At 70.9% G+C, this 17,687-nt stretch carries 16 protein-coding genes; 11 read left to right on the top strand and 5 right to left on the bottom strand.

Annotated features, from left to right (window positions below; all coding sequences use genetic code 11):
- Positions 1 to 141 precede the first annotated feature (141 nt).
- From ACESMR_RS11820 to ACESMR_RS11805, 4 genes are all read left to right on the top strand, one after another.
- Positions 142 to 3,078, top strand: coding sequence for a choice-of-anchor D domain-containing protein (locus tag ACESMR_RS11820; RefSeq protein WP_373047283.1), 2,937 nt, complete (start codon positions 142 to 144; stop codon positions 3,076 to 3,078).
- A gap of 167 nt (positions 3,079 to 3,245) precedes the next feature.
- Positions 3,246 to 3,992, top strand: coding sequence for a creatininase family protein (locus ACESMR_RS11815; RefSeq protein ID WP_373047282.1), 747 nt, complete (start codon positions 3,246 to 3,248; stop codon positions 3,990 to 3,992).
- A gap of 3 nt (positions 3,993 to 3,995) precedes the next feature.
- Positions 3,996 to 4,910 (top strand): LysR family transcriptional regulator, encoded by a 915-nt coding sequence (locus ACESMR_RS11810; RefSeq protein ID WP_373047281.1) that lies wholly within the window; start codon positions 3,996 to 3,998, stop codon positions 4,908 to 4,910.
- A 48-nt stretch (positions 4,911 to 4,958) separates the two neighbouring features.
- Positions 4,959 to 5,927, top strand: coding sequence for a COX15/CtaA family protein (locus ACESMR_RS11805; protein ID WP_373047280.1), 969 nt, complete (start codon positions 4,959 to 4,961; stop codon positions 5,925 to 5,927).
- A 33-nt stretch (positions 5,928 to 5,960) separates the two neighbouring features.
- On the opposite strand, the gene ACESMR_RS11800 is transcribed toward ACESMR_RS11805, so the two are convergent.
- The 3 genes from ACESMR_RS11800 to ACESMR_RS11790 form a co-directional block, all read right to left on the bottom strand.
- Positions 5,961 to 7,628, bottom strand: coding sequence for an HNH endonuclease (locus ACESMR_RS11800; RefSeq protein WP_373047279.1), 1,668 nt, complete (start codon positions 7,626 to 7,628; stop codon positions 5,961 to 5,963).
- A 107-nt stretch (positions 7,629 to 7,735) separates the two neighbouring features.
- Positions 7,736 to 8,926 (bottom strand): vWA domain-containing protein, encoded by a 1,191-nt coding sequence (locus ACESMR_RS11795; protein ID WP_373047278.1) that lies wholly within the window; start codon positions 8,924 to 8,926, stop codon positions 7,736 to 7,738.
- 7 nt (positions 8,927 to 8,933) lie between these two features.
- Positions 8,934 to 9,752, bottom strand: coding sequence for an AAA family ATPase (locus ACESMR_RS11790; RefSeq protein WP_373047277.1), 819 nt, complete (start codon positions 9,750 to 9,752; stop codon positions 8,934 to 8,936).
- Positions 9,753 to 9,786: 34 nt separating this feature from the next.
- On the opposite strand from ACESMR_RS11790, the gene ACESMR_RS11785 reads away from it, so the two are divergent.
- Entirely contained in the window at positions 9,787 to 10,881 is a 1,095-nt protein-coding gene (locus ACESMR_RS11785; protein WP_373047276.1) for a saccharopine dehydrogenase family protein, read from the top strand.
- Between the two features lie 4 nt (positions 10,882 to 10,885).
- Here the strand turns inward: ACESMR_RS11785 and cyaY are convergent, their stop codons facing one another.
- On the bottom strand, positions 10,886 to 11,218 hold the full coding sequence (gene cyaY / locus ACESMR_RS11780) for an iron donor protein CyaY (RefSeq protein ID WP_373047275.1): 333 nt from the start codon (positions 11,216 to 11,218) through the stop codon (positions 10,886 to 10,888).
- 57 nt (positions 11,219 to 11,275) lie between these two features.
- Here cyaY and ACESMR_RS11775 point away from each other — a divergent pair, with 57 nt between their 5' ends.
- From ACESMR_RS11775 to rsgA, 5 genes are all read left to right on the top strand, one after another.
- Positions 11,276 to 12,118: a lysophospholipid acyltransferase family protein gene (locus ACESMR_RS11775; protein WP_373047274.1), complete on the top strand. Its 843-nt coding sequence runs from the start codon at positions 11,276 to 11,278 to the stop codon at positions 12,116 to 12,118.
- Between the two features lie 47 nt (positions 12,119 to 12,165).
- Entirely contained in the window at positions 12,166 to 12,549 is a 384-nt protein-coding gene (gene apaG / locus ACESMR_RS11770) for a Co2+/Mg2+ efflux protein ApaG (RefSeq protein WP_373047273.1), read from the top strand.
- An 85-nt stretch (positions 12,550 to 12,634) separates the two neighbouring features.
- Entirely contained in the window at positions 12,635 to 13,651 is a 1,017-nt protein-coding gene (gene yedA, locus ACESMR_RS11765; RefSeq protein WP_373047272.1) for a drug/metabolite exporter YedA, read from the top strand.
- 129 nt (positions 13,652 to 13,780) lie between these two features.
- On the top strand, positions 13,781 to 14,605 hold the full coding sequence (locus tag ACESMR_RS11760; RefSeq protein WP_373047271.1) for a PhzF family phenazine biosynthesis protein: 825 nt from the start codon (positions 13,781 to 13,783) through the stop codon (positions 14,603 to 14,605).
- A 119-nt stretch (positions 14,606 to 14,724) separates the two neighbouring features.
- Positions 14,725 to 15,750, top strand: coding sequence for a ribosome small subunit-dependent GTPase A (gene rsgA / locus ACESMR_RS11755; protein WP_373047270.1), 1,026 nt, complete (start codon positions 14,725 to 14,727; stop codon positions 15,748 to 15,750).
- A 7-nt stretch (positions 15,751 to 15,757) separates the two neighbouring features.
- On the opposite strand, the gene ACESMR_RS11750 is transcribed toward rsgA, so the two are convergent.
- The gene (locus tag ACESMR_RS11750) at positions 15,758 to 16,330 is read right to left on the bottom strand and encodes an Lrp/AsnC family transcriptional regulator (protein ID WP_373047269.1); all 573 of its coding nucleotides are present in this window, start codon (positions 16,328 to 16,330) and stop codon (positions 15,758 to 15,760) included.
- Between the two features lie 89 nt (positions 16,331 to 16,419).
- Here ACESMR_RS11750 and ACESMR_RS11745 point away from each other — a divergent pair, with 89 nt between their 5' ends.
- The gene (locus ACESMR_RS11745) at positions 16,420 to 17,604 is read left to right on the top strand and encodes a trans-sulfuration enzyme family protein (RefSeq protein WP_373047268.1); all 1,185 of its coding nucleotides are present in this window, start codon (positions 16,420 to 16,422) and stop codon (positions 17,602 to 17,604) included.
- Positions 17,605 to 17,687 lie beyond the last annotated feature (83 nt).

Genomic DNA, 17,687 nt, shown 5'->3' with positions numbered 1-17,687 from the left:
CGGGGTGCTTCGTTCCTGCGCACCGCCTGCTTGTCCCCCGACGCCACCGCTCCCAACTTCTCCGGGACTGGGAGCGACGTCCGCCACCTCGGCACGCAGCTTGGGCTGCATCGGGGGCGGGCATCGGAGGTTGGCGTGGGCATGCGCAGGTGGTTCCCGAGCGTCTCCGCGACGCTCGCATTGTTGTTGGCCGGCTGTGGGACGGAAATGGTCTTTCCCGTCTCCGGCGTGGCGGAGGTCGAACCGGCGGTCCTCGATTTCGGGCGCGTCGCGCTCGGCTCGACCGCTACCCGCGAGCTGAAGGTCCACAACCGGGGACGCGCGCCGCTCCAGCTCAAGGAGATCGCGATCGAGGGCCTCGGTGAGGACATCGAGATCGTGAACCGGGGGACGGAGCAACTCGGTGCCGGGCAGAGCACGGTGCTGGCGGTGCGCTTCTCGCCACAGGAGGAGGCGATCCTCGAGCGGCAGCTCGGCCTCGAGCTCACCGATGAGGAGCGCCCCGAGGTGGCCGTGCCGGTGACCGGCATCGGCGTTCGTCCGCGGGTGTCGCTGGAGCCGGCGTCCCTCGACTTCGGCCGGATCGAGCTCAACGTCCCGGAAGACCGCACCGTGACGCTTCGGAACGAGTTCGACATGCCGGTCGACGTGCGCCTGGGGCGGCGGGGTGACGTCCAGTACTCGTACGGGTCGGGCGACGTGGTGACCGTGCCGCCGCTGGGGTCCCTCGACGTTCCGGTGACCTTCCTCCCCGAGCGCACCGGCAGGGCCGATGCCCAGGTGGCGGTGATGCCGTGCCCGACCTGCGTGGAGCAGGTGGTGCCGATGACCGGCGTGGGCATCGATCAGGCGCTGGTCGTCAACCCGCCGGTGATCGACTTCGGCTTCGTCCCCGTCGACCGGGGCGCCACGCGGCAGTTCACCGTGACCAATGCCGGCTCGAAGGTGCTCGAGGTGCGCTCGATGCAGCTCGCGAGCGAGGCCGCCGGGCGGGGGAGCGATTTCCGGATCGAGCCCAAGACCGCGCAGCTGGCGGAGGGCGAGCAGATCGCCGTCACCATCCACTTCACCCCGGGGTCGAAGGGCGAGCGGACCGATACGCTGCACATCGAGTCGTCGTCGGAGCGGATGCCGACCTCGGCGGTTGCCGTGCGCGGCGTGGGTGGCGGGCCCGAGATCAAGGTCACGGTCCGGGACGGCACCGATTGCATCGACTTCGGCCGGGTTCCTTTCGGATCGCGTCCCTACCGCTACATCACCATCAGCAACATCGGCGCCGATCCGGGGGCACCCGACCTCCAGGTGACCAACATCTTCCCGGTGCCGGGGGCCTCGCCGCTCTTCGGGACCGACGTGGAACTGCCCATCAACATCCCGACGGGGCAGGCCGTCGACGTGGCGATCTGGTACGAGCCCAACGAGCTGAGCATCGGCAACGTCGACGAGGGGATGATCGCCGTCACCTCGAACGACGGATCGCAGCCCGAGATCCGCGTCTGCACGAGTGGCACCGCCGGGGAGCCGCCGCCTTGCGACGGGCTGGAGATCACGCCCGGTGTGGTGGATTTCGGTTCCATGGACGAGCGCCGGGGCGCTGCGCTCAGCGTGAAGATCCGCAACGTCGGCAGCGATGCGTGCATCATCCGGGACCTGAACGTGGCGGAAGGGTCCGACCCGGTCTTCTGGACCACGCCGATTCCGAGCCACACCATCCTCGGCGGCACGTGGTTCGGCTGGGACGTCTACTTCGATCCGGCCCGGGCGAACGCGGGGCTCGGCGACTGGACGGGGGAGCTCGAGGTCTTCGCCATCAACCAGGGGAACACGCGGTATGCGGTTCCGCTCGTGGCGAAGAGCGCCGACGGCTGCCTGGTGCCGGAGCCGCGCTTCATCGACTTCGGCGACGACCCCGCCGGCTGCGGCACGCGCAGCGATGCGGTGACCTTCACCAATGTCTGCTCGGTGCCGGTGACCGTGACCGACATCTCCCTGGGGGAGCCGACGAGCGAGGACGAGTTCCAGATCACCGATGCGCCCGCGACACCCTTCGTGGTGGCGCCGACCGAGGGCTTCCCGGTGGCTGTCGAGTGGCTCAGCCAGAACCGCGGCCTGAACAGTGTTCCGCTCTACGTGAGCGAGGACAGCAGGGATGGTCCGCTGATGGTGCCGCTCCGCGGCGAGCTCACCGAGGAGGGCCGGGTGCAGGACGAGTTCGTCCAGCACGCTCCGAACAAGACCGACATCCTGCTCGTGGTCGACAACTCCGCGACGATGCGGGAGGAGCAGGGCCGGCTCCTGACCTCGGTGGGCACGCTGGTCGACGAGGCCGCGTTCCGCGGGATCGACTACCGCATCGCGGTGACCACCACCGGCATCCGGCCGCCCAGCGATCCGACGCTGCCGGCCTGCCCGGGCGGCGCCAACGGCGCGGAGGCGGGGCGCTTCTTCCCGGTGGACGGTTCGCGGCCGCGGATCATCACCGGGGCCACGCCCAACGGGCGGCAGGTGCTGGCGGAGAACACCCAGGTGGGTCTGTGTCACCAGCAGGAAGAGGGCATGCAGGCGATGCGGCTTGCGCTGACCGAGCCGCTGCGGAGCGGCAGCAACGCCGGCTTCCTGCGGGACGATGCGAACCTCTCGGTGATCTTCATCAGCGAGGAGGACGACCACTCGGGCTTCCCCGTGAACGAGTACGTGACCTTCTTGAACGGGCTGAAGGGCGTCGGAGGCGCGCGGGCCAACGCGATCGTCGACGTGAACAACCTCTGCTCCCAGACCTCGGGCGTGGCGCACCGCTACCTGCAGCTGGTGGGTGCGACGGGCGGGATCCCGTCGTCCATCTGCGCGCCCAACTTCGCCGGCACGTTCTCGGGGATAGCGACCCAGGCGTTCGCCCCGCGCGACGGCTTCACCTTGAGCCAGACGCCGGATGGGACGGGGCTCGAGGTGCTGGTCAATGGGGTGGTCAGCCCGCAATCCGCGTGGACGTACGATGCGGGTAGCAACACGATCCGCTTCGCGAATCCCCCGGCAGCGGGATCGCGGATCCGGGTGAACTACACCGCGACCTGCCGGTAGCTTCTGCCTCCGGGAGGCCGGGACGGGGAGGGGGCGGGCCTTCGGGCTTCGCCCCCTTCGCCTTTGCGGGCTTTCTCACGCCCGGCCGGTCGGTGGGCGTGGGGCACCTGCAAATGCTTGCGGCGCCGCTTGCACCGCCGGGGTGAACCGCGGTACCGCTTTCCGGCATGAGCCGCCTGTTTGCCGCCGAACTTACCTGGGAAGAGGCCCGGGATGCCGCCGCTGCGGGCGCCGTGGCGCTCGTGCCGGTGGGATCCACCGAGGCGCACGGTCCCCACCTGCCTCTCGGCACGGACGTGGTGATCGCTGCGGAGGTCGCCACCCGGGCCGCCGACAAGCTCGCGGCGGAGGGCCTTCCGGCCGTGATCTTCCCGCCCCTGGCGTACGGGGTGACGGAGTTTGCCGCCGGCTTCACCGGGACGGTTTCGGTGCGGGCCGAGACGCTGCGGGCGCTGCTCGTGGACATGGTCCGCTCGATCGCCGGGCAGGGCTTCGGGCCGGTGGTGCTGGTGAACCACCACCTCGAGCCCGACCACTTCGCGGCGCTGCACGCCGCCGCGGAGGAGGCGCTTCCGGCTCGGGTGATCGTGCCGGACCACCGCCGCAAGCCCTGGGCATTGCAGCTCGGGGAGGAGTTCTGCCGGGGTGGCAGCCACGCGGGCTGCTACGAGACCTCGCTCATGCTCGCCGCCGACCCGGCCCGGGTGCGGGTGGCACGGGGGGCGCTGCCCCGGTTCGAGGTCGACCTGGGGAAGGCGATCCGCGGCGGGGCGCGGACGTTTCGTGAAATTGGCGGCGACCGGGCCTATTTCGGCGACCCTGCCGCGGCGACCGCGGCGGAAGGGGAGGCGCTCTACGCGGCGCTGGCCGATCACGTGGTGGCGCTCGTTCGCGGCGACGCGCCGCAGGGGTGACCTGTGCAGCTCGAAACCCTCAAGGTCTTCTGCGACGTGGTGGAGACGCGCTCGTTCTCCAAGGCGGCGCGACTCAACCGGGTGACCCAGAGCGCGGTCTCGCAGCAGATCCGCACGCTGGAGAAACGCTACGACCGCAAGCTGCTCGACCGGGCGCCGCGGGCGATTCATCCGACGCCTGCCGGTGAGCGGCTCTACGAGGCGGCGCGCGAGGTGCTCGCGCGTTTCGACGACCTCGAAACCCAGATGCGCGAGGAGAGCGCCGACGCCGCCGGTCCGGTGACGCTGGCGACGATCCACTCGGTGGGCCTGCACGAGCTGCAGCCGCACCTCAAGGAGCTGCTCCGCCGCCACCCACGGGTCAACGTGCGGGTGGTCTACCGCCGAAGCGACCAGGTCTACGACGAGGTGGCGGCCGGCGATGCGGACCTCGGGATCGTGGCCTATCCCAAGGAGCGGCGCGAGCTGATCGGCATCCCCTTCAGCGAGGACCGCCTGGTGGTCGTGGTCGCTCCGGATCACGGATTCGCCAAGCGGCAGTCGGTGAAGCTCTCCGATCTCGACGGAATCAACTTCGTGGCGTTCGACCGCGACATCCCCACCCGCCGGGCCGTCGACAAGCTGCTGCGCGAGGCGGGGGCGCAGGTCCAGCTGACGACCGAGCTCGACAACGTCGAGACGGTCAAGCGCGCCGTGGAAATCGGCCTCGGTATCTCGATCCTCCCCCGGGCGGCGGTAATGCAGGAACTCAACTCCGGCTCGCTGGTGGCCATCCCGATCGCCGATGGCGTCTTCACCCGGCCGATCTCGGTGCTCGTGCGCAGGGGGCGATCGCTGTCGCGATCCGCGGAGGCGTTCCTCGATGTTCTGGGCGGCGACAAGGCGCTGCAGGCTGCTGCCGAGGGAAGCAGTCGCTAGCCGGTTCGCGGGGCGGAAAGGTTGGGGTAGATGAGCAGCAGGACGGCGGTGGCGGACGTGGCCGAGGGCGGCGTGAGCGCGGGGTTGCGTCGGTTCGCCTGGGCCAACGTGCTCTACAATCTCGCGGTGATCCTCTGGGGGGCGTACGTGCGCGCCACCGGGTCGGGTGCTGGTTGCGGGGACCACTGGCCTATCTGCAATGGGCAGGTGATTCCGCGGGATCCCTCCCTCGAAACGATCATCGAGTTCACCCACCGGCTCACTTCGGGCGTCGCGCTCGTCGGCGTCGTCGTCCTCTTCATCTGGGCGCGAAAGACCCTCCCGCGCCACCACCTGGTGCGCAGTGGCGCCAAGGCGTCCGTGGTGCTGATGATCATCGAGGCGCTGCTCGGGGCAGGACTCGTCCTCTTCCGACTCGTGGCCGACGACACCTCTACTGCGCGGGCGGTGGCCATGGCGCTTCATCTCGCGAATACGCTGCTGCTCGTCGGCGCGATGACGCTCACCGCGTGGTGGGCATCCGGTGGCAAGGCGATTCGACTCCGAGGCCAGGGCCTCGTCGGCGGCCTGCTCATCGGCGCCCACGCTGGCGTGATGCTCCTCGGAACCAGCGGCGCCCTGGCGGCGCTCGGGAGCACGCTCTACCCCGAGGTCGCTGGCCTCGAGGCACATCTCGCACCGACCGCTCACATCCTGCTCAAGCTGAGCGTCCTCCACCCGATGCTGGCGCTCGTCGTCGGCGGCTACCTGCTTGCTGCGGTTGTCATCGTTGCCCTGGCCCGCAATTCGGCTACGACCCGGCGGCTCGCTGCCGCCGTGATCGGTCTCTATCTGCTCCAGGTCGGAGCAGGCGTCACCAACATCTACCTGCAGGCGCCGGTCTGGTTGCAGCTCGTGCACCTGCTTCTTGCCGATCTCATCTGGATCGCGCTCGTGTGCCTTGCGGCGGACGCGCTGGCTCGCACCGAGGGCAGCGCTGCCCCCCACGAAGTGGTGCATCCGGTCGCCGCACTGTAGGCGCGTGCGCGGCGCAGGTTCGCGCGGGAGCGCTCAGCTCGGCCCCGCCTCTGGCGTCCGGCGGCCGCGCGGCGGGTGACCGTCCGGATCGGGCATCCGTGGCTCGACCTGGCCGGGGTCTCCCAGCAGGACGTTCGGACCATAGGTCGCGCGCGATACCGCACAATGCCACAGGCTCCACTCGGCTCTGGTGGCGTGGCGCGCCGGGATCGGCAGCGCAATCCCCTCGCCGCCGCCGTGCTCGAGGAGCCAGGCCATGAGCTCCTCGGAGGCATCACCGTTGGGGAGCAGCGGCGGCGCCTCCTCGATCAACTGGCCACGCGGATCGTAGAACCGAAACCGGCCGTCTTCGCGTCGGACCGAGCAGCCGCCCTCGTGCACCCACCAGTGGTGGTGCCCGCAGAGGAGGACGAGGTTGTCCACCTTCGTCTCGCCGCCTTGCGACCAATGCTGGGCGTGGTGGGCTTTGAGCCAGGCGTCGTGCGTGCAGCCGGGGAAGCGGCACCTGCCGTCGCGCATCACAAGCGCCCGCCGCATCGACTTCGGGATCACCCGGCTTCGTCTGCCGATGTCGAGCGCGTTGCCCTCGGCGTCGACGGCAACCGGAATGACGGCCGCGTCACAGCAGAGTCGCCGCACCGTATCGAGACCGAGCGGCGTTCCGTCCGCAAGCAACCCCGGTTCGTCGCTTCGGCCCGCCAGCGACTCTGCCGGCACCTGCACGATCACCTCGTGCGTCGTCTCGCCCTCCACCGGAACGGACGGGCGCTGCAGAAAGGCCGCAGCAATCGCGAGGAGCGCGTCCGCACGGTTGAACGTCGAGAGCTGCTCCTCCTCCGGCTCCGGGGCCGTGAGCGCATGGGCGAGTGCATCGACCTCGCCTTCCTCCACCGGCGTTCCCCGGAGGCCTGCCGCGACCACTTCTGCGACGGAGCCTGCCGCCGCCCCGTCCGCGCGGTGCTTCCCCGCAGCGAGACCCGCGGCACACGCCGCCGCCAGCTCCCGCTCCCGGGCGCTGCCTTCGCTCCGGTGCACGAGCCACGACAGTCGCATGGCGAGGAGGAGGTCCGCCCCCTCGTCGGCGTGGAACTGGCCCTCGACCCGGACCATGCCGTTCTCGGCATCCACGATGCGGAAATAGCGTGTCTCCCGGCGAGCGAGCTCCGTCCGGCCCTCGATGACTTCGAGCGCGGTTCGCCGGTGCTTCCTCGAGCGACGTTCGACTTCGTGGGCCGACTGCGTCGCCGCGAGCGTGAGCAGCTCCGCCTCGTTCTCCGGCGTCGCCAGCCGCGTCAGCGCGCGGACCTTGGTGTAGCTGATCGTCCCCTTCCGCAGCGCCTCGGCCATCTGCGGCAGCCGCCCCAGGGCGCGGGCTACCCGCACCCGCTCGCGTGCCACGATCACCGACAGCCCGATCCGCCACGCGAGCCACGCCGCCGTGCTCGTGTGTGTGGTGACCTTCCAGCCGCGCTTCTCGTCGAACTCCCGCACCAGGATCAGCTGCTGGTAAATCGCCGTCGATTCGATCGCCGCGAACCGCGCCACCTCTCTTTCCAGTCGCTCGACAACCGCCCGCAATGCCCGCTTCTCGGCGGCCTCGTCCCCTTCGCGCTCCCCAACCCCTGTCGATGTCTGGCTCTCGGTGGTGTCGCTCGTGACCGGGGCGGGAAGCACGCCATCGGTGCTCCCGTCCGCTGCCATGTTCACTCCCCTCCTGACCACGCGAACGTAGCAGAGGGGTCTGACATTGGCTCAAATCCTTGGTAACCACGGGTGCTTACGATGCATCCCACACGGCGGCGCCTCGCTCAGGCCGCCGCAGCCCCGTGCCCGCGCAGCAGCCGCCGCACCGCGCGCTCGAGCCCGTCGAGCGTCAGCGGAAACATCGGGAAGTGCCGTCCGAGCAGCTCCGCCGTCAGCGTCTGCGCCCAATACGACGGCGGCTCCGGGTTGAGCCACGCCCGCCTTGGGAAGTGCTCCGCCAGCTCCCGCATCCACTCGATCCCCGGGCGCTCGTTCTGATCGTAGAAGTAGATGTGGCCGCCCGGCTGCAGGAGCTCCGCCGGGTGCATCGCCGCATCACCCACGATCACCAGGATCTCGTCCCGATCGCTCGAGCCCAGAAGCTGCGGCAGCGGCACCGGTCTGCGGAAGCGCGCGTCCTCGTAGACCGCCTCGTAGACGCAATTGTGGAAGTAGTAGGGGCGAAAGCGCGCGAAGCGTCCGGCCCGGGAGGCTGCGCTGAAGAGCTGCTCCACCAGATGCGCATGCGGATCCATCGATCCGCCCACGTCCATGAGCAGCACGACCTTCGCCCGGTTCCGCCGTCGCGGCCGGACGACCACCTCGAGCTCGCCCGCGTTGCGCGCGGTCTGCTCGATGGTGGCGTCGATGTCGAGTTCCTCCGGCGCACCCTCCCGTCCGAGGACCCGGAGCATCCGCAGCGCCACGTCCATTCGGCGCACGTCGAGCACGCGATCGGTGCGGTAGTCGCTGTAGCGCCGCTCGTGCGCCACCTGCATCGCCGACCGCCTTCCGCCGTCGCCGATCCGCACCCCCGAGGGATGGTAACCGCCGCTCCCGAAGGGCGAGGTGCCCCCGGTGCCGATCCACTTCGAGCCGCCCTCGTGCCGCTTCTTCTGCTCCCGCAGCCGCTCCTCGAAGAGGCGCCGGAGCTCCTCGAGATCGAGCCCCTGGAGCATCGCCCGCTGCGCCGGGGTGAGGCCCTCGAGCTGGCGGGGGTTGGCGAGCCACGACTCCAGCGCCGCCGTGAAGGCGAGACCGTCCTTCTCGATCCCTTCGAAAACCGCAAGGAACGCAGCATCGAATGCGTCGTAATGCGCAAGATCCTTCACGCAGATCGCGCGGGCGACGTCATAGAAGCCATCGAGTGACGCCTCGTGCAGGCCCAGCGCGAGCGCCCGCATCAGGGTCATCCACTCCTGCAGTCCCACCGGCACCCGCCGGCCGCGCAGCTCGAAGAAGAAGTCGAGAAACACGTTCCCTTCAAGCCTTCGCGAACCGCGCGAGGTCCTGCTCCGTCTTGAGCAACGTACCGAGGAAGGGGATCCCACCCGCAGCCCGGGAGATGTCGACACCGCTGCGCCGCAGCGCGCTCAGCCAGTCGATCAGCTCGGAGGTGGAGGGGCGCTTGCGCAGGCCCTGGACCTCCCGCAACCCGTAGAACGTCTCGAGCGCCTGATCCACGATCCGCGCCTCGAGGTCGGGGTGGTGGACCCGCACGATCTCCCGCATCAGCTCCCGCCCGGGGAACTCGATGTAGTGGAAGATGCAGCGGCGCAGGAAGGCGTCCGGGAGCTCCTTCTCGTTGTTCGACGTGATCACCACGAAGGGGCGCTCGCGGGCCGCGACCTCCTCGCCGGTCTCGGCGATCGAGAAACGCATCGCGTCGAGCTCGTGGAGCAGATCGTTGGGGAACTCCACGTCCGCCTTGTCGATCTCGTCGATGAGCAGCACCTTGCGCTCCGACGAGGCCAGCGCCACACCGAGCGGCCCCAGCTTGATGTAGCGGGAGACGTCCTGGACGTCGCCGTCCCCGAACCGGCTGTCATGGAGCCGCTGCACCGCATCGTAGACGTAGAGGCCATCCTGGGCCCTGGTGGTCGATTTGACGTGCCACCGGATGAGCTCGAGCCCCAGCGCCCGCGCCACGTGCTGGGCGAGCAGCGTCTTGCCGGTGCCCGGCTCGCCGCGGACCAGCAGCGGCCGCTCGAGGGCGAACGCCACGTTTACCGCGTGACGGAGCTGCTCGGAGGCGATGTACTCATCGGTTCCCTGGAACTGATCGAACGTCGGGTTGCGCATCGGGGCGGACCTTAGCACAGCATCGGGAGAGCAGATGGCAGGCCCCTGGATGATTTACGGCGCCAACGGCTACACCGGCAGACTCATCGCCCAGGAGGCGCTGGAGCGCGGCCACAAGCCGATTCTCGCCGGCCGCTCCCGCGATGCCGTCGAGCAGATGGCCACCGCGCTCGGGCTCGAGTGGCGCGCGTTCGGTTTGCAGGACGAGGTCGCGCTCGCCCGCGCGATCCGCGGAATCGACCTCGTTGTCCATTGTGCCGGCCCCTTTGTCCACACCAGCGCGCCGATGGTCCGGGCCTGCCTGCGCACGAAGGCCCACTACGTCGACATCACCGGCGAGATCCCGGTCTTTCAGAACACCTTCGCCCACGACGAGCAGGCCCGCAGCAGCGGCGTCGCGCTCCTCTCCGGTGCCGGCTTCGACGTGGTCCCCTCCGACTGCCTCGCCCGGCACGTCGCCAGCCGCTGCCCCGAGGCGAGCCGCCTCGGCATCTTCATCGCAGGCGGCGAGCGCACCAGCGCCGGCACCACCCGCTCGATCATCGAGTTCCTGCCGACCGGTGGCCTCGCCCGCCGTGCCGGCACGCTCATGCCGCATCCGCTCGGCCACGGGGGAAAGACGGTCCGCTTCCACGACCGGGAGCGACACGTGATCCCCATCCCCTGGGGCGATCTCGAGACCGCGTACCGTTCCACCGGGATCGGCGACATCACCACCTACATGGCGCTGCCGCCAGGCGCCGATGTCCTCCTCCGCCTCTTCGGCGGATCGCTGCAGCGGGCCCTTCGGAGCGACCGCTTCCGCAACGCCGCCGCCCGGCTGGCAGGCGATCTCGCCCGCCCCCCGGACGCCGGGGAGCGCCGCACCGGCCGCTCCCACTTCTATGCCCGGGCGAAGAATGCGCGGGGCCACACCGTCGAGGCCTGGCTCGAGGCGCCGGAGGCCTACGGCCTCACCGCCGCAACCGCGGTCCGCAGCGCCGAGCGCATCCTCGCCATGCAGCCAAAGGGCGCCCTCACGCCCTCGATGGCCTTCGGCGCCGACTTCATCCTCGATATCCCCGGCGTCCGCCGCTACGACGAGCTGCCCGGCGGCGGCCCGGGCACAACCGAGGACGAAGAGGCCTGAGCAACTACAGCCGGATCGTCGCCCCGGCGTTCTCCTGCACGATCCGCTGCAGCAGCCCGAAGAGATCGTCGCCGCTGCCCTTGTCGTCCATCCACTTGCCCGCGCCCTCGTCCCACGAGAAGTGCCAGGCCCGGGCCTTCGCCGCGAGCCAGATCTGCCGGGCGGGCCGCTGCGTGTTGATCACGCACTTGACCCCGTTGGCGAATCCGATGGTCAGGACGTCGCCGTTGAACTCGTAGTCGGCGTCGTCCGGATCCACCGGCTCCAGCGCATCCTGGATCCGGCGGAAGGCCTGGTCGGCGAGCTTCAGGTACTGCGGTTCGGTCAGATCGCTCATGGCCGCGGAAGATAGCGGCAGGCCCGGGTGCGGGCCACCATGGTAGGAAGGGAATCCGTGCGCAATCCCCACCCCACCGTCACTGCCCTGGTCGAGGCACTCCTCCCCCACGAGGAGCTGGAGCGGATCCGCAACCTTCCCCTGCGGGACGAGGGCTTCGGTTACGACCCCTACGGCATGGAGCGCGACCACATCGCCCTCGGCATCGCCCTCACCCGGCCGCTCTACGAGAAGTACTTCCGGGTGATCTCCTCCGGCGCCGAGAAGGTCCCCGGCTCGGGACCCGCCATCCTCGCCGCGAACCACTCCGGCACGCTCCCCTTCGACGGCGCGATGCTCTGGGCCGACGTGGTGCGGAAGGTGCACCGGGTGCCGCGCCCGGTCGCCGACTTCTTCGTCTCCAACCTCCCCTTCGTCTCCACCCTCTTCACCAGGGGCGGGGTGGTCGGCGGCGCCCGCGGCAACGTCCGCAGCCTCCTCGAGGCAGGCGAGCTGATGATGATCTTCCCCGAGGGCGTGCCCGGCATCGGCAAGCCCTTCTCCGAGCGCTACCAGCTCCAGGAGTGGCGCGTCGGGCACGCGGAGCTCGCGATCCGCCACCGCGCCCCGGTGGTGCCCGTGGCGATCATCGGCGCCGAGGAACAGATGCCCCAGCTCGGTCGCCTGCGGCGCCTCGGCCGCCTCTTCGGCGCCCCCTACGTGCCGCTCACCCTCACGCCGCTCCCCCTTCCGGTGCGCTACCACATCCACTACGGCGCCCCGATCCCGCTCCACGAGGATTACCGACCCGGCGATGCCGACGATCCCGAGCTGGTGAAGGAAGCCGCCCGCCGCGTCCGCGATGCGGTCGAGGAGCTGATCGAGAAGGGCCTGCGCGAGCGCAAGAGCGTCTTCGCCTGATCTCCACCCTTTGCGCCGAGGCCGACACCCGGTTAGAAGGCCCACCCATGTCCGTCGCCACCACCGAAGGGATCCGCGTCGAGGTCCAGCCCGAGTACTGGGAGGAACGCTCCGCCCCGGAGCAGGGCCGCTTCGCCTTCACCTACAGCGTCACGATCTCCAATACCGGCAGCGAACCCGCCCAGCTCCTCCGCCGCCACTGGAAGATCCAGGACGGCACCGGCGAGGTGCAGGAGGTGGAAGGGGAGGGTGTCGTCGGCAAGCAGCCGCGCCTCGGCCCCGGCGAGTTCTTCGAGTACACGAGCTGGGTGCCCCTCGCGACGCCGATCGGCACCATGCGGGGCACCTTCCTCATGGAGCGACCCGATGGGACCCAGTTCCGCGCCGAGGTGCCCGAGTTCGTGCTCACCGTGGCCCACGCGCTCCACTGAGCAGCGCGGGCCCGAAGAGCCGCTGGCTACCCCTGCAAGGCAAGTCGTGCTACGAGGCGCGCCGCAGCAAGCGGTGAGGTAGAAGATGGTCTCGCAGCAGCACGTGCAGGCGTCCCGGTGGCAGGTCGCGTTGGCCCTCGCCCTGGTCTACGTCGTCTGGGGCTCGACCTACCTCGCCATCCGCTTCGCCGTGGAGACCCTCCCGCCCTTCGGGATGGCCGCAGCCCGATTCCTCGTTGCAGGCGCGGCCCTCTACCTCTGGGCCCGCGCCCGCGGCGCCGCCCGCCCCACCGCCGGACAGTGGCGCAGCGCCGCCACCGTGGGCCTGCTCCTCCTCCTCGGCGGCAACGGCGCGGTGGTGTGGGCCGAGCAGGCGATCCCTTCGAGCCTCGCCGCGCTCCTCGTCTCCACCGTGCCGCTCTTCATGGCGCTCCTCGAGTGGCTGCACGCAGGCCAAAGGCCCACCCTCCCCGTGGCTGCAGGCCTGCTCGCCGGCTTCGTCGGCGTCGTCCTCCTCGTCGATCCCACCGGCCTCGCCGGCGCCAGCGTCCCGCTCGTCCCCGCCCTCGTCACCACCGCGGCGGCGCTCTCCTGGGCAGCGGGCTCCCTCTACGCCCGCAAGGCGCCCGCCCCGGCCTCGCCCCTGCTCGGCAGCGCGATGCAGATGCTCGCCGGTGGCGTCGCCCTCCTCTTCGTCTCTGTCGCCTCGGGAGAGGCCGCCCGCTTCGATCCCGCGGGATCGTCCGCGCAGTCGGTGGCGGCGCTGCTCTACCTCGTGGTCTTCGGCTCGCTCATCGGCTTCACCGCCTACGCCTGGCTCCTGCGCAACGTGCAGCCCGCCCTCGCCTCGACCTACGCCTACGTGAACCCGGTGGTGGCGGTGCTTCTCGGCTGGGCGCTCGCCGGCGAGGCGGTCGGGCCGCGCACGCTCTTTGCCTCCGCGCTCATCGTGGGCGGGGTCGGCCTCATCACCGCGATGAAGGGCCGCAAGCCCGCCAAGGTCGAGGAACCTGCCGCCTCCTGGCCGGTCCTGCCCGGGATCCACGCCGAGGGCGAAGAGGTGGAGGCTGCCGAGGCGCTCCCCGTCACCCGCAGCGCCTGACACCGGGCGCAGCTCCGCGCTGCGTCGCTGCAGCGGCGCGTCCGACCCGAGGGCGTTAGGACCGGGACGGAAAAAACGCTTCCGCGGATCGTCCCCCCCTGCCCGATCGGGGAAGCGAGGAGCCAGCGCATGTCCCAGCCGATCCACGTCGTCGACGCCTTCACCTCCGCCCCCTTCCGTGGCAATCCCGCCGCGGTCTGCCTCCTCGACGCGCCGGCGGAGGCGCCCTGGATGCAGCAGGTCGCCGCGGAGATGAACCTCTCGGAGACCGCCTTCGTCCATCCCGCAGGCCCCCCCGGCACCTGCGGCCTGCGCTGGTTCACCCCGACCACCGAGGTGCCGCTCTGCGGCCACGCCACCCTCGCCGCCGCCCACACCCTCTGGGCCGAGGGCTGGCTCCCGCAGGAGAGCCCGGCCCGCTTCGAGACCGCGAGCGGCCTCCTCACGGCGCAGCGCCACGGCGGGAAAATCGAGCTCGACCTCCCCGCCCTGCCCGTCGAGCCCGCCCCTCTCCCGGCGGCCCTCACCGCCGCGCTCCAGGACCTGCAGCCCGTCGCCTCCGGAAGGAGCGGCGCCCATTGGCTCGTCCAGCTCGCCACCGCAGCGGACGTCCGCGCCTTCCGCCCCGACCACGCCGCGCTCCGTCCCCTACTGCCCGAGCTGCTGATCGTCACCGCGGCGGGGCAGGGCGATCCGGAACCCGCCCCCGACATCGTCTCCCGCGTCTTCGGCCCCGCGATCGGCATCGACGAGGATCCGGTCACCGGCGCCGCCCATTGCATCCTCGCCCCCTGGTGGTCCGAGCGCCTCGGCAAGGAGATCCTCCTCGCCCACCAGGCCTCCGCCCGCGGCGGCGAGCTCGAGGTCGAGCTCCGTGGCCCCCGCGTCCTCCTCCGCGGCAGCGCCGTCACCGTGCTCCGCGGCGCCCTCACCCCGCAGGCCGCAGCAGGCTGACGAGCCCCGCGGGCAGTCCCGGCCGCAACGGTGCGTTGTCGTGGCGATCGACCGGGCCTGCGCGGTACATAGGCTGCGCCCGCGAAAGACGAGCCGCCCTGGGAGGAGCGAGGAGGCGCATGCCGGATCTGGCGCACTACGGTTGGGACGAGGAGCTGGCGGAAGCTTTCCGCGCGAGCAAAAGCACGGGCACCGCCCCGGGCCGCATCGCCGTCGACTACGCCCAGGACTTCCTCGTGATCACCGGCGGGGGCGAGGTCCGCGCCGAGCCCACCGGCCGCCTCCGCCGCGCGGTGCAGCGGGGCGAGGCCCTCAAACCCGCTGTCGGCGACTGGGTCTCCGTGGAGATCCTCCAGTCCGGCCGCTCCGTCGTCCACGGCGTCCTCCCCCGTCGCTCCAAGCTCTCCCGCAAGGTCCCCGGCCGCACCACCGAGGAGCAGGTGGTCGCCGCCAACGTCGACGTGATCTTCCTCGTCGCCGCCGCCACCGGCGACGTGAACCTCCGCCGCCTCGAACGCAACCTCACCCTCGCCTGGGAGAGCGGTGCGGCGCCGGTGGTGGTGCTCACCAAAGCGGATCTCTGCCCCGATCCCGTCCAGGTCGGGGAGGCGGTCCGCGGCATCGCCGGCAAGGCCCCGGTCCACCTCGTCAGCAACAAGACGGGCCACGGCCTCGACGATCTGCAGCAGCACCTCGCCCCCGGCCGCACCGTCGTCCTCGTGGGCTCCTCCGGCGTGGGGAAGTCGAGCCTCGTCAACCGCTGGCTCGGCACCGAGCGCCAGGTGATCGCCGAGGTCCGCGAGGCCGATCAGAAGGGCCGCCACACCACCACCCACCGCGAGCTCTTCATGCTTCCCGGCGGCGCGCTGGTGATCGACACCCCCGGCGTGCGCGAACTCGCCCTCTGGGAAGCGGAGCAGGGGATCGCCGACACCTTCCCCGACGTGCTCGAGATCGCCCGGACCTGCCGCTTCCGCGACTGCGTCCACGAGCAGGAGCCCGGCTGCGCGGTGCGCGAGGCTGCCGCAACCGGCGCCCTCGACCCCGAGCGCTTCGCCGCCTACCGCAAGCTCGCGGCGGAGCTCGCGGCGATCGAGAAGAAGCAGGCCGAGCGCAGCCGCAAGAGCCCGCCCCGCCGCCGCTGAAAGAGCCCTACCGCCGGCGCACCCGCTTGCCCGCCGCCGCAGCAGCAGGCTTCCTCTTCCGGCGCGGCGCAGCTGCAACAGGGGCAGGCACAGCAGGCAGAGGCGCCTCCGGCAGGTAGAGCGGCATCTCCGGCGCCCGCGCGTGCTCGAAGACCAGCGACGTCTGCAGATGCGCCACCTCGTCCCGCCGCGTGAACGCGTCGAGCGCCAGATCCCGCAGGTGGTTCGCGTCCCGCACCACCACGTGCACGAGGAAATCGTCCGCCCCGGCCACGTGGAAGAGCGAAAGCACCTCGTGCAGCGAGAGCACGTGCTCCCGGAACGACTCCACCAGATCCCGCGAATGCTGCTTGAGCCGCACCGCGATCAGCGCCTGCAGCCCCACCCCCACCGCCGCAGGCTCGAGCTCCGCGTGGATCCCGCGGATCACCCCGATCGCCCGCAAACGCCGCATCCGCTCGTGGCAGCTCGAGGGCGCGAGCCCCACCGCGGCGGCGAGCTCCTTGTTCGAGAGCCGGCCATCCTTCTGCAGCGCGGCCAGCAGGGCGCAGTCGATTCGGTCGAGGTCGGTCTTTGCCATGGTGCTCCGAAGTCTATTCGGAACACCGAAGCCCACGCCAGCGCGAGAATGGGAAACGGCAACGAATCACGAACGAGGTTCGACACACCATGCGCCCCCACTTCGAGACCCTCGCCGTCCACGCCGGCCGCGACGACCTGGCAGCCCTGGGCGTCCACGCGCCGCCCCTCGATCTCTCGACCACCAACCCGCTCTCCGATCCGGAGGCAGGCGGCGAGAGCCTCGAGGCCATGGCCCTCGGCGGCACGCCGCAGGGCAGCGCGGTCTACGCGCGCCTCCACAACCCCACCGTCGCCCGCTTCGAGAGCGCCCTCGCCCAGCTCGAGCAGGCAAAGGCCGCGGTGGCCTTCGGCTCCGGCATGGCGGCCCTCTCCGCAGCGCTCCTCGCCGCCCAGCAGCGCGCCACCAAACACGTGGTGGCGGTACGCCCGCTCTACGGCGGCTCCGACCACCTCCTCGCCAGCGGCCTCCTCGGCACCGAGGTGAGCTGGGCCAATCCCGGGACCATCTCGCAGCACGTGCGCCCCGACACCGGCCTCGTCCTCGTCGAGACCCCGGCGAACCCCACCCTCGATCTCCTCGACATCGAGGACGTCGTCCGCCAGGCGGGCAGGGTGCCCGTCCTCGTCGACTCCACCTTCGCCACGCCGGTGCTCCAGCAGCCCCTGCGCCACGGCGCCACCCTCGTCCTCCACAGCGCCACCAAATACCTCGGCGGCCACGGCGACGTGCTCGGCGGCGTGATCGCCACCGCGGACGAGGAGTGGGCGAAGCTCCTGCGCCAGGTCCGCATCGCCACCGGTGCGGTGCTCCACCCGCTCGGCGGCTACCTCCTCCACCGCGGCCTGCAGACCCTCGCCCTGCGCATCCACGCCGCGCAGGCGAATGCCGAGCAGATCGCCCGCAGGCTCGCCGACCACCCGGCGATCGAGGTGGTCCACTACCCCGGCCTGCCTGGCGGCGATCCGAAGGGCCTGCTCGGCAAGCAGCTCGCGGGTCCCGGCGCCATGCTCTCCTTCGTGCTGAAGGGCGGCTACGAAGCGGCGGTGAAGCTCCTCGGCACGGTGAAGCTCTGCACGCCGGCGGTGAGCCTCGGCTCCGCCGACACGCTGATCCAGCATCCCGCCTCGATGACCCACCGCGTGGTCGACGCGGCCGCCCGCGACGCCCACGGGATCACCGCCGGCCTCGTCCGCCTCTCGGTAGGCGTCGAGCACGAGGCGGACATCTGGGCGGACCTCGCCCGGGCCCTCGACCGCGCCGGCACCCCGTAGCTACATACTTCTTCACGAGCGGCCAAAACCCGAGCAACGTGGCCGACGCATCCTCACCCTCGCCACCCACTGCCGGGTGGCGA

The organism is Vulgatibacter sp., assembly GCF_041687135.1.
In the GTDB taxonomy this organism is placed as follows: Bacteria; Myxococcota; Myxococcia; order Myxococcales; family Vulgatibacteraceae; genus JAWLCN01.
The sequence above is the reverse complement of the archived record's forward strand: the minus strand, read 5'-3'. Positions and strand labels throughout refer to the sequence as shown.